This is a genomic window from Petrotoga mobilis SJ95 (genome assembly GCF_000018605.1).
GTDB lineage: Bacteria > Thermotogota > Thermotogae > Petrotogales > Petrotogaceae > Petrotoga > Petrotoga mobilis.
Window position 1 is genome coordinate 624,796 of sequence record NC_010003.1, and the last position, 13,554, is coordinate 638,349.

Annotated in this window: 14 protein-coding genes and 2 tRNA genes; 12 read left to right on the top strand and 4 right to left on the bottom strand. The window is 33.4% G+C overall.

The window, feature by feature from the left end:
* The first annotated feature begins 7 nt into the window (after positions 1–7).
* From PMOB_RS02955 to PMOB_RS03000, 10 genes are all read left to right on the top strand, one after another.
* Positions 8–820 carry a purine-nucleoside phosphorylase gene (locus PMOB_RS02955; protein ID WP_012208411.1) on the top strand — a complete coding sequence of 271 codons (813 nt, stop codon included), beginning with the start codon at positions 8–10 and terminating at the stop codon, positions 818–820.
* Positions 821–852: 32 nt separating this feature from the next.
* The gene (locus PMOB_RS02960; RefSeq protein WP_012208412.1) at positions 853–1,860 is read left to right on the top strand and encodes a DHH family phosphoesterase; all 1,008 of its coding nucleotides are present in this window, start codon (positions 853–855) and stop codon (positions 1,858–1,860) included.
* A 15-nt stretch (positions 1,861–1,875) separates the two neighbouring features.
* Positions 1,876–2,298 carry a Na+/H+ antiporter subunit E gene (locus PMOB_RS02965; protein WP_012208413.1) on the top strand — a complete coding sequence of 141 codons (423 nt, stop codon included), beginning with the start codon at positions 1,876–1,878 and terminating at the stop codon, positions 2,296–2,298.
* Between the two features lie 38 nt (positions 2,299–2,336).
* On the top strand, positions 2,337–2,552 hold the full coding sequence (locus PMOB_RS11140; protein ID WP_121959715.1) for a monovalent cation/H+ antiporter complex subunit F: 216 nt from the start codon (positions 2,337–2,339) through the stop codon (positions 2,550–2,552).
* Positions 2,549–2,833, top strand: coding sequence for a cation:proton antiporter (locus tag PMOB_RS02975; RefSeq protein WP_012208414.1), 285 nt, complete (start codon positions 2,549–2,551; stop codon positions 2,831–2,833). The genes PMOB_RS11140 and PMOB_RS02975 overlap by 4 nt, the downstream gene beginning before the upstream one ends.
* A complete protein-coding gene (locus tag PMOB_RS10195) occupies positions 2,830–3,606 on the top strand; it encodes a Na(+)/H(+) antiporter subunit B (protein ID WP_012208415.1) in 777 nt (258 codons plus the stop codon). Before PMOB_RS02975 ends, PMOB_RS10195 begins: the two co-directional genes overlap by 4 nt.
* Complete coding sequence (locus PMOB_RS02985; RefSeq protein WP_012208416.1) at positions 3,603–4,292, top strand: MnhB domain-containing protein; 690 nt, start codon at positions 3,603–3,605, stop codon at positions 4,290–4,292. The genes PMOB_RS10195 and PMOB_RS02985 overlap by 4 nt, the downstream gene beginning before the upstream one ends.
* Complete coding sequence (locus PMOB_RS02990; RefSeq protein WP_012208417.1) at positions 4,289–4,624, top strand: cation:proton antiporter subunit C; 336 nt, start codon at positions 4,289–4,291, stop codon at positions 4,622–4,624. Before PMOB_RS02985 ends, PMOB_RS02990 begins: the two co-directional genes overlap by 4 nt.
* A gap of 27 nt (positions 4,625–4,651) precedes the next feature.
* Positions 4,652–6,082 carry a complex I subunit 5 family protein gene (locus PMOB_RS02995; RefSeq protein ID WP_012208418.1) on the top strand — a complete coding sequence of 477 codons (1,431 nt, stop codon included), beginning with the start codon at positions 4,652–4,654 and terminating at the stop codon, positions 6,080–6,082.
* A 104-nt stretch (positions 6,083–6,186) separates the two neighbouring features.
* Positions 6,187–7,488: a hypothetical protein gene (locus tag PMOB_RS03000; RefSeq protein WP_012208419.1), complete on the top strand. Its 1,302-nt coding sequence runs from the start codon at positions 6,187–6,189 to the stop codon at positions 7,486–7,488.
* A 69-nt stretch (positions 7,489–7,557) separates the two neighbouring features.
* Here the strand turns inward: PMOB_RS03000 and PMOB_RS03005 are convergent.
* Positions 7,558–7,647, bottom strand: a tRNA-Leu gene (locus tag PMOB_RS03005).
* 91 nt (positions 7,648–7,738) lie between these two features.
* Here PMOB_RS03005 and PMOB_RS03010 point away from each other — a divergent pair.
* Both PMOB_RS03010 and PMOB_RS03015 read left to right on the top strand, forming a co-directional pair.
* A complete protein-coding gene (locus tag PMOB_RS03010; protein WP_012208420.1) occupies positions 7,739–9,040 on the top strand; it encodes an NAD(P)/FAD-dependent oxidoreductase in 1,302 nt (433 codons plus the stop codon).
* A gap of 59 nt (positions 9,041–9,099) precedes the next feature.
* Positions 9,100–9,174, top strand: a tRNA-Gln gene (locus PMOB_RS03015).
* Between the two features lie 37 nt (positions 9,175–9,211).
* Here the strand turns inward: PMOB_RS03015 and PMOB_RS03020 are convergent.
* The 3 genes from PMOB_RS03020 to porA all read right to left on the bottom strand — a co-directional run bounded on the left by PMOB_RS03020 (position 9,212) and on the right by porA (position 13,529).
* On the bottom strand, positions 9,212–11,215 hold the full coding sequence (locus PMOB_RS03020; RefSeq protein WP_012208421.1) for a peptidylprolyl isomerase: 2,004 nt from the start codon (positions 11,213–11,215) through the stop codon (positions 9,212–9,214).
* A gap of 150 nt (positions 11,216–11,365) precedes the next feature.
* A complete protein-coding gene (locus PMOB_RS03025) occupies positions 11,366–12,346 on the bottom strand; it encodes a thiamine pyrophosphate-dependent enzyme (RefSeq protein WP_049755229.1) in 981 nt (326 codons plus the stop codon).
* A 13-nt stretch (positions 12,347–12,359) separates the two neighbouring features.
* Positions 12,360–13,529 carry a 2-ketoisovalerate ferredoxin oxidoreductase subunit alpha gene (gene porA / locus PMOB_RS03030; protein WP_012208423.1) on the bottom strand — a complete coding sequence of 390 codons (1,170 nt, stop codon included), beginning with the start codon at positions 13,527–13,529 and terminating at the stop codon, positions 12,360–12,362.
* Positions 13,530–13,554: the final 25 nt, after the last annotated feature.

Here is a 13,554-nt window from a genome sequence, read left to right on the forward strand (position 1 = left end):
TTTACATATGACCACTAAAATCGAAAAAGCTTCTCAATATATTAAAGAAAGTACAGAAATAAAACCAATTTTAGGATTAATATTAGGCTCTGGCCTTGGATACATAGCGGACCAGGTAGAAAATCCAAAGGTGATTGAATACAAGGACATTCCTTTTTTTCCACAATCAACTGTAGTAGGACATGAAGGGTCTTTAGTCATAGGTACTATAGAAGGTATCCCTGTCATGATATTAAAAGGACGATTTCATGCTTATGAAGGAATTGAACTAAAAGATATTGTTTTTCCTATTTATGTGATGAAGGATTTAGGAGTTAAAGGTCTGATAATAACGAATGCAGCTGGTGGAATTAACAAAACATTTTCTCCAGGTGATATAGTGGTAGACGTCGATTTCATAAATTTTACATTCAAAAATCCTTTAAGAGGCCCTAATTTAGATGAGTTTGGCCCCAGATTCCCTTCTTTAGTTGAGCCTGTCGATAAAAATTGGGTAAAAAGCGTTATCGAGAAATGTAAAAAAGATAATATAGAGCTCAAAGAGGGGACTTATTTATGGACTTTGGGTCCATCTTATGAAACCCCTTCTGAAATTAGAATGTTCGACAAATATGAAGCAGACCTAGTAGGAATGTCAACCTTACCAGAAGTGATGGCGGCGAATCATGTAGGCTTAAAAGTTATCTCATTTTCTGCAGTTACCAATATGGCTGCTGGTATTCTCCCACAACCTCTAAAACATGAAGATGTTCTTAGAATAACTGAAAAAATAAAGGGAAAGTTTGAAAAGGTCGTATACAACGCTATTAAATTATTTTAATATAAAACATCAAAAAGAACGGAGGACAAAAGTTGTCTGAAAATCTAAAAGAGATTGTAGAAGAGATAAGTAAAAATGATAATATTTTGATAGTAGGCCACATACTCCCAGATGGAGATGATGTAAGTAGTTTAGTATCGATGACCTTAGGATTAGAAAAATTAGGAAAAAAAGTGACGGCGGCGATCGACGATGAAATCCCGGAATATCTTTTACAATTTCCTTTGGTTAAATCGAAGATCAAAAAATTTGAAGATGTTGAAAAAATAATTTATAAAAATTACGATATTATGGTAATTTTAGACTGCTCATCACCGGACAGAATAGGAAGATTTGAAAAATATTTAAATGCTTTTCACGTTCTTTTAATCGATCATCACGTAACAAATACATATTTTGGAAATTTAAATTGGGTAGACCCTTCGATGGCTTCAACAGCTCAAATGGTTTACAGAATTTTGACTTCTTTAAATGTTGAATACGACAAAGAACTAGCAACAATGAATTTATTGGGAGTAGCAACCGATACCGGCTTCTTTAAATATCAAAATGCCAACGTTTTAGTTTTTAAAGATGTTACTGGGTTGATTGAAAAAGGAGCAAATATTAGCGATATTTCAAATACTATATTAGATAACATACCATTAGAACAAATCTACTTGTATAAAGACGTCATTTCCAATCTTAAACTAGCCTTAAATGGCCAAATTGCTTATTCTTTATTATCCTTGGATATGTTCTCTAAATACAACGTTTTACCAAAAGATTCCCCTTCATTTGTGGAAAACCTTCGATCCATCAGAGGCGTGGAGATCGCCATCGTATTTCAAGAATATGAAAAAGGTTCTTATCATGTTTCGTTGAGATCCAAAAAATGGGCAGATGTATCAAAGATTGCTCTCAATTTTGGTGGGGGAGGTCATCCGCGCGCAGCAGGATTTTCAATTGAAACAAACGATATAAAACAAACAATGGAAGAAATTGTAGATTACATTGCTAAAACAATTCCAAATCACAATCCTAACCCAGCCTTTCAATAAGGGTAGTGTTTTTATATGGCATACATTTTTTTATTTACAATTTGGAGCGTTCTAATTAATGATTTTTCTGATCTTTCTCTAGTATTAGGAGTTTTTGTTGTTATAAGTACAATTAGAATAACCAACTTGTTTTTTAAAAATACCACTTATGGGACGATACAAATATTGGTGTACAGTTTAGGAAGCCTTTTAAAAATGTATAAAAATGCATTTGCTTTTTTGCCCTTGATCATCTTAAAAAGGTACTCTGGTTTATCTCATATAGACGTTAAAGGAAAATCAGATTTTGAAAAAGCCGCAATAGCAAATTCAATCTCATTAACTCCTAAAACACTTGTTTTATTTGAAGAAGATGATAAATTAATAGTTCACAAAGTTTCTTCAAACCCTGAAGAAGCTCATAGGGCAGATAATATTTGGAAGGACGATATAATCTGATACATATATTAGAAATTTTCATCTTTATATCTCTTTTTATGATTTTGATTAAATTAATATTGTCAAAATCAAAATGGGAAAAGGTACTTTCCTATTCTTCATTTTCTTCAAAAGCGGTGATTCTGATGTTAGTTTTTTCCCTTATCTCTGATCAACTTTTTCTGTTAGACGTTATAATTATATTCTTAATTCTCAACATCTGGGGTGTTTTGATAGCTTCAGCTTACCTGGAGAGAGGTGGTAATAAAAGATGATTGCCAACCTTTTAATGGGAATAGGAATTATATTTCTTTTTTCAGGAACTTTAGGGTTGTTTACTATGGAGGATTTCTATTCTAAAATTCAAGCTATCGGGATATCAGACACAGTAGGAATAATCTCAGTTATAATCTCACTGATGCTCAAATATCCAGAAAACATGGCAAGATTACTCATGTTATCTATCTTCATTCTAGTTTTAAATCCAGCAATCTCCTCAATAATCGCTTATCACGCTGCAAAATCAGGTGAAAAGGTGGGCAGAAAAATCAAGTGAGTTATTCTATAATTTTTTTGTTTTTAAGTTTAATCGTTCTTTCATTATACATATTATCACAAAAAAGCTATGTTAACGTGATCATAGGCTACGGAGTTTTTTCTGTAGCTACTTCTGTACTATTTTTTCTTCTGAATGCGCCGGATGTGGCTTTTGTTGAAATAACCATTGGTGCTGCTTTTGTTATTTTTATATATCTAATTGCCATAAAAAAGGCCGCTGAGGTAAAGGTCTATTACATCGAAACACCTTATATGATAGAGGAAAAAGAAGGAAATTTATACGGATTTGAATACGAATTGATCAAGGAATTTTTAGAAAGAAAAGGTTTGGATGCTGATTTCATAAAAGTTGATGCTAAAGATCCTATGGAAAACATAAATGACCACGGAGAAATTCTGGCTGGAGGAATAATTTTAGAAGATAATAATTTTGAAAACATAATACCTTCCAAAGGTATTTTATTATCAAAATTATACGCTGTTGGCCAACCTAACAAAACTTGTTTAGGAATTTTTATTTCAAACTTAAACTCAAAAAACTTTGAAAATTTGGATGATGATTTCATAATTGACGCCGTAAGATTCAGAAAAATGGTTATGGAAGAAGAAACGTTACTATCCAAAAAGATAGAAATTATTAAAGATACTAGTTACAAGATACTCTTTTATAGAAGAGATAAATCTTTAGCAAGGGACTTCGACAAATTTTTGGAAGAAATAAAAAGTGACACCGCATACTATGAAAACCTTGTTAGGAAGTATATAGGATGAAAAAATACCTTGTTTTAACCTTGACAATCATTATTTTCTTAGTTCTTGCATTAAATTTAAAAGTTGGAGATATGAAAAGTTCCTATGAACCTTCTGAAATCCTTGCCGAAAATGGATCAACTAATATGGTTTCTGCTATTGTTCTTGATTACAGGATATATGACACCTTTTTTGAAATATTAGTTTTTACGGTGGTAATCATTGGTATTTCCGAATTTATAGGGAAAATTCCAACGGTTGCTTCCGACGACCAACAGATAATATACGATACACCAATCATAAAGGTTATAACTCCAATAATTTTTCAAATAATAGTTTTAATCTCTCTTTATATTGCGATAACCGGACATATAGCCCCTGGTGGCGGATTTGCTGCAGGGACTATTTTAGGAACAGGTTTTCTAGCTGTTTCCTTGGTAAGACCAACAGATGAAATAGAAAACTTGTTTATAAAATCTAAAATCGAGAAGTTAAAAATGTTGGTTCCTTTATTCATAATTATATATGGTTTATTAGGATATACTTGGGGAGATTCTATTTTTTCTAATTTCCATCTAAACGGATATCCCGGGGAACTTGCTAGCGGAGGATCCGCCATTTTACTAAACTTTTTAATTTATTTCGAAGTTTTTGGTGGATCATGGACTATTCTGTATAGATTTTTAAAACATAAGGGGTTATTATGAATATTTTCTATATTCTCACCTTATCAGTAATACTTATTGGTTTATTTGGAATTATTGTAAAAAAAGATCTTATCTTAATATTTATTAACCTTGGAGTTTTCCAAGAAGGAATTGTTCTCTTCTTTGTTCTTTTGGCTTACGATGAAAATTCACCTATTATCATCACACATTTACAAGGTTACGCTGACCCCCTCATACATTCTTTTCTACTTACCGTTATAGTAATTGGATTTGCAAATTTGGCTCTAATGTTAGTTTTTGCAATGATTTTATCTTCCAAATTCAAGACCCTTGAAGTTGATGAAATTGAAAAGAAAGTCAAGAAACAATAAAAAATCTCATAAAAATAGGAGCAAAGCATGATTCTACTTGTATCCTTAATACCCATATCTTTTGGCATACTGACCTATTTTTTTAAAAAGAAAACATCTCTATTGGTAACAATCTCATATATACTCACTTTCTTGTTTCTTACTATTTTGCAAGAAGGCTCATTTGTAGTAGGGAATTATTCCGCACTTAAAGGTATCGAATTCACCTTTAACTTTACTATTAAATTCTTACTAATTTTATTCAATCTTTTCTCTTTAATAACCTTTTTTAGAATCTACAAAAATTATGATCATATATTTTTCACACTTTGGCTTCTATTGACAGGAAGTATAAATGGTTTCTTTATGAGTAGAGATTTTTTCAACATATACGTTCATTTAGAGCTTGCTTCTATATTAACCTTTCTTTTATTATCATACGATAAGAATGAAATAAGAATATGGGCAGCTTTGAAGTACATGATGATGAGCTTAGTATCCTTAAATTTCTATTTGATAGGGGTAGGGATTCTTTATTCAAACTCAGGCACTTTGAACCTCAATTACAACCTTTCAAATGGGATTAATACCTTTGCATTCAGTTTTATTCTTACAGGGTTGTTAACTAAAGGTGGACTATTTTTCCTTTCTGGTTGGTTACCCGATGCCCATACAGAGGCTGTAAAAGGAATCTCTCCTATATTGTCAGGTATGATCGTTAAACTTCCTTTATTTATAATTTTTTTACTCACACCCTCTTTGCCCATTGAACTTAAAAATTTTCTATACTATTTTGCAGGTATAACTGCTATTTGTGCCTCCATCTTTACACTGCTACAAAACGATATCAAAAAATTTATGGCTTATTCCACAATGACTCAGATGAGTTATGGGCTGATGGTTATTCTACTCCAACCTTCTCTTTTCCCATATTTTATAGTTTTTCACTTGTTCACCAAAGGATTCTTATTCATGATAGCCGAAGATATATACGAAAAAAACGGCACAAAAAATCTAAAAGAGCTACAAGGGTCACAAATATCCTTAGATACATTTTTTTTACTTTTGTTCTTGCTCATGAACCTGGGAGGATTGTTCCCCTTTAGCCTTTATATCCTCAAAGACAATTTATCTTTACCCTATTTTCTCGAGGTAAACATTTTCATCTTCGGGATGTACTTTTATAAATTATTAAACACTTTTAATGTAAATAAGAAAAAATTTGAATACCAATACTGGTATATGTTCATTTTCGTAATTTTAAATGTTGTATATATAACTTATTATTTCAAGATTACCCCTTTTGACTTACCTATCTTAAAAATTTTGACTGAATATTTACTGTTTGCTGCAGGTATTCTATCATTCTTATTTTTAAGAAAAAAGGTATCCTTGCCTTCAATAGAGATATACAGTTTTGAAAATAGTTTTATCTATCAAATATCATTTTTATTGTTTGCTTTGCTAATGGAAATGTAGACAAAAGTTTTCAAATATTTTGGAAATTTATGGTAAAATAATAAAGACAATATCAAAAAACAAATAGAAGGAGGTAATGTGCGTAGCATCGCACTATACGAATTATGAAAAAATTCTTATTTTCTTTTTTATTACTAATCTTCGTTTTTAGTATCACAATCTTTCCACAAGACGTTTTAAAATTAGTTCCTTCAGATTCCAAAGGGGTAGTCTTAATAAATGATTTAGAAGGCACATATACGGATTTAAAAACTGTGCCAACTATGAAAACTTTATTGTTAGAACCTTTTAACGCCGAACTAATGCTTTCTAACCTTGCTCAAATGTATTTTAATGCTTTAAAGATAGATTACGAAAGTTTTCTAAATAATCTCAGCGTTGATCTCTCGATTTTTGTTCAAGAACCTAAAGAAAATAATTATATTTTTGGCTTCTCCGTTGGTCCTTTAGAAAACCCCCAAACTTTTGCTACAGATTTAGATAAACTATTAGAACCTTTGAAAGATTACGGGATTTCATTTACTCCTATCTATCAAAGTGTCGGAAATCAAAATTACCTTGTAATGGTTCAAAATAAAGATGTATATTCTTCTTCTGAAAAAGGAGTTACCGATTTTGAAGAAATCCTTCCAACAAAAAAAGGATTATATTACAGAATAAACACCTCTGACTATCAAGGAGACGGCTATTTTTACGTTAAAGATGGCTTCTTAATAGGTGGAGGCAATGGAACTGCAGAAACTGAATTCATCGATAAAAACTTTGTAAAAGGGGCTCAAGAATATCCCTTCCTGGGTAGTATATTTTTTACCTCTGGTTTAATCCCAAAAGATTTAACAAATTTTGCGGATTTCATAAATATAATAGTAGATTACAAAATTGTAGAAAATTTAATATCCCTTTCACAAGGAGTGGAAGCTAACGTTGATTTAACTACGAGTAACAATGCAATGCCGACAATTTCTAATGCGAGCTATTTAAAATTGAAAACTGACGCTAAAATAGACGAAATTATACCTATTTTGAATGAAAATAACATAAAATACAAAAAAACTAGTGAAAACATGATGGAATTTTATATAGAATCTGAAATTACAAGTCAAAATAATCAAACAGAAATTTTAACCAATACTTTTTATGTTTGGAAAGACGAATACTTGATGGTATCACAAATCAAATCCGATGAGCTTCAAAAACTTCTTAATGATAAACCAAAGCTTTCAGAGAATGAATTGTTCCAAAAATTAAGTGAACGAATTGGAACAGGGGATGTTACTTACGCCTTTGTAGATTTAACTCCTATTTTTCAGAATTATGTGCCAAATTTGAAAGGCCAGTATGGTTTATTACTAAATGTGAGTTCAATAGAAGAAAATAAATTAAAAATTGATTTTATTGTGCAATAAGAAATATCGATTAAAGTTAGGTAAGACTTCAATAAAAGATTAAAGGGCATGCTTACGCATGCCCTTTATTGGTGCCGAGGGCGGGAGTTGAACCCGCACGGGGTTCTCCACCCCAACGGATTTTGAGTCCGCCGCGTCTGCCAATTCCGCCACCTCGGCAATTCTAAATTATTATACTATATTTATAAACTCTTGTCAATAGAAATTGAACCTTTGTAGGATAGCAAATGATTTAATGGGAGGGAGTTTTATGAAAAAGATAGCTATCATAGGTTTCGGCGCAGCTTCTATAGGTTTCTTAAAAGGGCTACAAGAAGAGCAAAAGATTGATAACTACAAGATAGATATTTATGAAAAAGGTGAGAATTTAGAAGGTGCAGGATTCGGTGGTTTGAAATACGATGGAAAATTATTTATTTCAAAAGAAATGGGGGGAGATTTAGTTATCCCGTTGAATATTCAAAAGAAAGTAGTAGAATATTATCTCACAAAATCTGGATTAGCAAAGCTGGATGAGGATAAAAAATTAGAGCTTTCCAATAAATTAGAAAAAGGCGATTCTTTTGAAAACGAAGAGCTATATAAAAAGTTCTACGATGCGGATTTTGAACCCGTAAGATCTCACTTTTTTCATCTGGGTACAGAACTACTAATAGAAACCGTAAAAAACATTTTCGAAGAATTCTCAAAATTCAATAACATAAATTTTATATTTGGTGAGGAAGTTATCAAAGTTATTCCTGGCCCAGAGGTTGCCGTAGTAACAAGTAGTGGAAGTGAAAAAACCTATGACAAGGTTGTTGTTGCCGTTGGGAGAAGAGGTCATAAATTAGTATCGGATATGGTCAAAGATCATCCGGATTTAGTCTTATCAAATGACAAGGTTGATCTTGGTGTCAGATTTGAACTTCCTAATCATATAGTGGACGACTTAAACAAAGAGATGTACGAATTCAAAATTAGATTAAAAACTAAAACAGGGTATATTGTGAGAACTTTTTGCAACAATCCTGGTGGAGAGGTTACTTTGGAAAGTTACGACGACTTTTTAACGGTTAATGGTCATGCAAATACTACTAAAAAGACTGCCAACACTAATTTTGCAATCTTGGTTACTCATTCGTTCACTCAGCCTTTCAACGACCCTGTAGGTTACGGTTCTTATATCGCAAAGCTTTCCAATATCCTTGCTGGTGGAGACAAGGTTATACTTCAATGCTATGAAGATTTTAAAGCTTCAAAAAGGACAAAAAAATTAGGGCGAGTTGAACCTACGTTAGATCCCAAAAACTTCATTTTGGGAGATTTGAATCTGGCTCTTCCCAGACGTACTATAGAATCAATAATCGATTTTTTGGAACGATTAGAAACAGTTGTAAAAGGCGTTACTTACCCAGATAATCTCTTATATGGAGCAGAAGTTAAATTTTATGCAAATAAGATAAACAACGATTTCTTTGGAAATGTAAAAATAATTGGAGACTGTAGCGGATGGACTCGGTCGATAACCTATGCTACAAGTCATGGATACCTAATCGCAAAGGAGTTTTAAACGGTTGTATTGACAAAATAATATTGATATGTTATAATGATTTTTGTAGACTTAATGAATGGGACGTAGCCAAGCGGCAAGGCGACGGACTTTGACTCCGTTATTCGTAGGTTCGAATCCTACCGTCCCAGCCAAAAAAAGGGAGGTTATACCTCCCTTTCTTCATTCCGATTATTGAATATTCGACTGAGTTGCAATTTGAGATGTGTCTGTAGAAGTATCAGAAGTATTGTTTGCTTCTTGTATTTCTCTTTGCAAACTTTCTATCATACTATCAATATTAGTATAATAGTTTGGATCGATCTCTTTTATTGTTTCCAAATAAGACAATTTAATTTCCTTTAGCCCTAACAAATCAGTTAAATCTAGTCCAACATCTAATGCTTCTAATTTAGTATCGGTTGCTGCTTGCGTAGAATCAACAACTGTTTGAACATTCACCAAAATCTCAGTGATTTGTTGTTGAAATAGAGTAAATAAATATTGAGATCCTAAATAATAGGAATATTGTTTCAACTGATCCAACTGTAACTTCGAATAGCTAACCTTTACTTTTGGATCTTGGGGGTTCAACTGATAATAAAGTTGAACTACTGAGTTAGAAGAAGGGTACTGTGCATATAGATCTGCTAAAACCTTTTTTAACTTTTCAGTGTAATCTTGTGATTTAGTTTGTAATTCTGATCTAACAACACTTGCATCTTCTGTAGTATTTACTCCAAAATTCTCAAGGGCTTCTTTGGAACTCAGATAACTTTGAGCATCCTGATATTTCGATATCTCGGCTAATAATGAGGTACTTTCGTCCGTATATGATTGAGCGTTCAATTCTTCGAGCCTAATATTTATGGCATCCAAACCCAGCGAAACAATATCTGGATCAACAAATTCAGATAAGCTAAGATATTGATTTATAGAAGTAGTTCTATCACTGTATAAACCCAATAATTGGGTTACAACCATCGTATATACAGCCAAATAATCAGAATCAACTTCCATTGAAATTTCAGTACCCTCGAACACAATACCTTCTAGTTCTTTCGCTAATTCTTCTAATCTTTCTACATCTGTACCCGCCTTCGTTAATTCGTACATATACATCAATTTTGCATCGTAATAATTCCTTCCAAAGTTCTCACTTTCTTTGTAATTAGACAACCAATTATCATACTTTTGACCTTGAACTGTACTTTCTACTTCAGCATATACATCAACGTACAAAAATATATCTTCAGGCTTTTCAAATATTTTCTTATCAAGCACTCTTATCAAATGGAAGCCTTCAGAAGTTTGTACAGGCCCAATAATTTCACCAACTTGTCCATTAAAAACTGCATCTTCAAAACTTTGTTCATAATTCCCATGTTTTATCCATCCAATTTCTCCAGAATTAGTAGCATTAGAAGTATCCAATGAATACAAGGAAGCAGCATCTTCAAAAGTTATCTCACCTGTTGCAATCATTTCCTTGATGCTATTGGCGGTTGCTTCATCTGAAAGTAGTATATGCTGTACTCTAACTTCTTCATAATCATTCTTTATACTTTCAAAGTTTTGTTCTATATAGGCTAGAGCATCTTCCCTGGAAACTGAAGCGACTGCGTCTTTAACCGCATTATTTATTAAATCTGTCTCCACTGTTTGTTGTAAACCCGAAATTAATATGTTTCGTATATTTTGTTCACTACCGTAGTACTGAAGCATATTATTCCAATTTGTTTCATCAAATTTGTATTGAGTTATATATTGATCAACTTGTGTATTTATCTGATTATTCACTTCCTCATTGGAGGGTAAAAGGTCGCTTTGCTCGGCGTAATATCGTACAATTTTTTCGTCAAAGAGTAGATCTACCACCTGATTATCAAGTGATAAATAATCAAAAACAGGATCCAACTGTTGACCGTAATACTGTTGATAGATCTGTGCTTGCTGCTGAGTTATGTTATCTACTTCACTCTTCATTATCCAATATGGGTAATCCAAATCTTCGCCGTCTTTAGTGATCACCAAAACAGAGTCTTCTTTTCTCAGTGTATTTCCACTTTGTGAATTAATCACAGGGTTTCGAGATGAAACATAAGTTGCCACGGACCACCAAACTATACCTGCCAAAAATCCTGCTATAACTATTATAGTGATCAGCCTTTCGTGTTTTTTAAACCAATTATTCATGCAGTAATGCCTCCTAAACTCTTGAAATTTCATTATCTTTCGAAACGAACTGACTTTGATTTTAATTTTACCACATTTTTTTGAATTTCCCCAATGTTTAATCTTTTATTATTGAAAAAAGGGGATAAATTAATATCCCCTTTAAAATTTCTATATTTTTGTTCTAAGAGGTTTATCTTTAGTCATTTCTTCTAAAGCCAACAACCTATCCCATTTAGCATCTACATAATTTTGTAGTTCTTCCAGTATTTCGTTTGCATCTGGTCTTTTCATAAGTTTACTGTATCTTCCCAATTTAGTTATGTAATCTTTTACTGGTTTGAATGTTTTTGGCTTCTTAGTAACCCTATAAACACCCATATTGTATTCCCATAATGGCCAATACTTTGTTTCGACAGCTAATTTAGTTACTTCTGGACCTGAATCGTCAGGAATTCTCCAAAATCTTACACATGGTGCCAGCATAGCAATGAAAGAAGGTCCTTTGAACTCTAATGCTGTTTGCATCTTTCTCATAAAATCCCAAGGTTCAGCCGTTACTGCGGTTGCGGCATAAACACCTTCATGACCGGCTACTATATCAACTATACTCTTTTTCAATTGTAACTTCCCTGATATAGATTTACCTACTGGAGCAGTTGTTGAATCGGCACCCACAGGAGTGGACCCAGATCTTTGGTTACCTGTGTTCATGTAACCTTCGTTATCATACAAAATGTAAACAAAATCGTGTCCTCTTTCTATAGCTCCAGATAAAGATTGTAAACCTATATCGTAAGTGCCGCCATCACCAGCAAATGCGATAAATTTTATCTTATCGTTGTTAATTTTCCCTCTGTTTAATAGAGATCTGTAAGCGGCTTCTGCCCCAGAGATTGTTGCAGCAACATTTTCAAAGGCATTGTGTATATAAGGTACATTCCAAGAAGTAAATGGGTATATTGTGGAAGAAACTTCCAAACAACCTGTGGCAGCTGCCACTACAGGTTCATAACCCAAACTTTTTGCGGCCAAAGTAGCCCAATTTGCAACCATCGGAGCATTACACCCTGGGCATAATCTATGTCCTTGTGTAAAAGACCAATCATGTGTTTCAACGTATCCTACTATATCTCTAATATTAGGCACAATTATTCACCTCCGGTTATTCTCTTAATCCCAAGTATCTTTGTTCATCAGCTATTAGATTACCCTGAAGGGCATCTTCAAATGCTTCTCTTATCATTTCAGGGGTTGTGTCTCTTCCTCCTAAACCATAAATATAAGAACCTAAAGAAGGTCGAGAAGCAACTTCGTACAAAGAAGATTTTACTAAAGAATATAGGGGAGCTTCTTTCCCAAAAGACATTGCTCTGTCTAAAACAACTACTCCCTTTCTTCCATTTAAAGCTTGCTGAAACTCCTTCTTAGGGAAAGGAGTAAAGACTTGAGGCTTCACCAATCCAACCTTATGTCCTTCTTCTCTAAGCTGGTCTACAACATACTTTGCTGTAGATGCAGTAGAATTCATAACAACCATTATATAATCAGCATCATTCACTTTGTACAAATCCAGAAAATCGTATCTTCTTCCAGATATCTTTTCAAATTCCTCAAATACTCTGGGAAGCTCTTTGTAAGCATTTGTCATAGCTTCTTCTTGTTGACGATGATGTTCGAAGTAATAATCAAAAAGGTCCAATGGACCAAAGGAAACAGGATTTTTAGTATCTAAAAGAGAGTATTTAGGGTTCCAACTTCCAACAAACTCCCTTACCACTTCATCATCTAACATCTCGAAGCTTTCCACTCCATGAGAGGTAATGAAACCATCTAAATTCACCATTGCAGGCAACAATACATTCTCTTTTTCCGCCAATTTAGTTGCCATTATTGTAAAATCATAGGCTTCTTGATGGTTTTCAGTGAAGAATTGAATCCATCCAGAATCTCTTGCCATCATTGCATCGGAATGATCACAGTGAATATTAATGGGCCCTGATAATGCCCTATTGACTACAGGCATTATTATAGGGAGCCTGTAAGAAGCAGCTATATAAACTATTTCTAGCATCAATGCCAACCCATTTGCAGCAGTGGCTGTCATAGTTCTAGCCCCAGAGGCCGCCGAACCTATTACCGCACTCATCGCGGAGTGTTCTGACTCCACAGGAACCAATATGGTATCTACAATACCATCGGATACAAATCCTGCATAATATTCAACAATTGGTGTTTGTGGTGTTATTGGGTAAGCTGCTACTACATCTGGATTGATTTGTCTCATAGCATGTGCAACAGCAGCAGCTCCAGTAACCGTTAGTTTTACGGGCATATATTTTAACCTCCTTCACATTTTC

Excerpts from the sequence above, each read along its gene's own strand:
- PMOB_RS02955 (WP_012208411.1), top strand. The coding sequence starts at position 8 with ATGACCACTAAAATCGAAAAAGCTTCTCAATATATTAAAGAAAGTACA.
- PMOB_RS02965 (WP_012208413.1), top strand. The coding sequence starts at position 1,876 with ATGGCATACATTTTTTTATTTACAATTTGGAGCGTTCTAATTAATGAT.
- PMOB_RS11140 (WP_121959715.1), top strand. The coding sequence starts at position 2,337 with ATGATTTTGATTAAATTAATATTGTCAAAATCAAAATGGGAAAAGGTA.
- PMOB_RS02975 (WP_012208414.1), top strand. The coding sequence starts at position 2,549 with ATGATTGCCAACCTTTTAATGGGAATAGGAATTATATTTCTTTTTTCA.
- PMOB_RS02985 (WP_012208416.1), top strand. The coding sequence starts at position 3,603 with ATGAAAAAATACCTTGTTTTAACCTTGACAATCATTATTTTCTTAGTT.
- PMOB_RS02990 (WP_012208417.1), top strand. The coding sequence starts at position 4,289 with ATGAATATTTTCTATATTCTCACCTTATCAGTAATACTTATTGGTTTA.
- PMOB_RS02995 (WP_012208418.1), top strand. The coding sequence starts at position 4,652 with ATGATTCTACTTGTATCCTTAATACCCATATCTTTTGGCATACTGACC.
- PMOB_RS03000 (WP_012208419.1), top strand. The coding sequence starts at position 6,187 with ATGAAAAAATTCTTATTTTCTTTTTTATTACTAATCTTCGTTTTTAGT.
- PMOB_RS03010 (WP_012208420.1), top strand. The coding sequence starts at position 7,739 with ATGAAAAAGATAGCTATCATAGGTTTCGGCGCAGCTTCTATAGGTTTC.
- PMOB_RS03020 (WP_012208421.1), bottom strand. The coding sequence starts at position 11,215 with ATGAATAATTGGTTTAAAAAACACGAAAGGCTGATCACTATAATAGTT.
- porA (WP_012208423.1), bottom strand. The coding sequence starts at position 13,529 with ATGCCCGTAAAACTAACGGTTACTGGAGCTGCTGCTGTTGCACATGCT.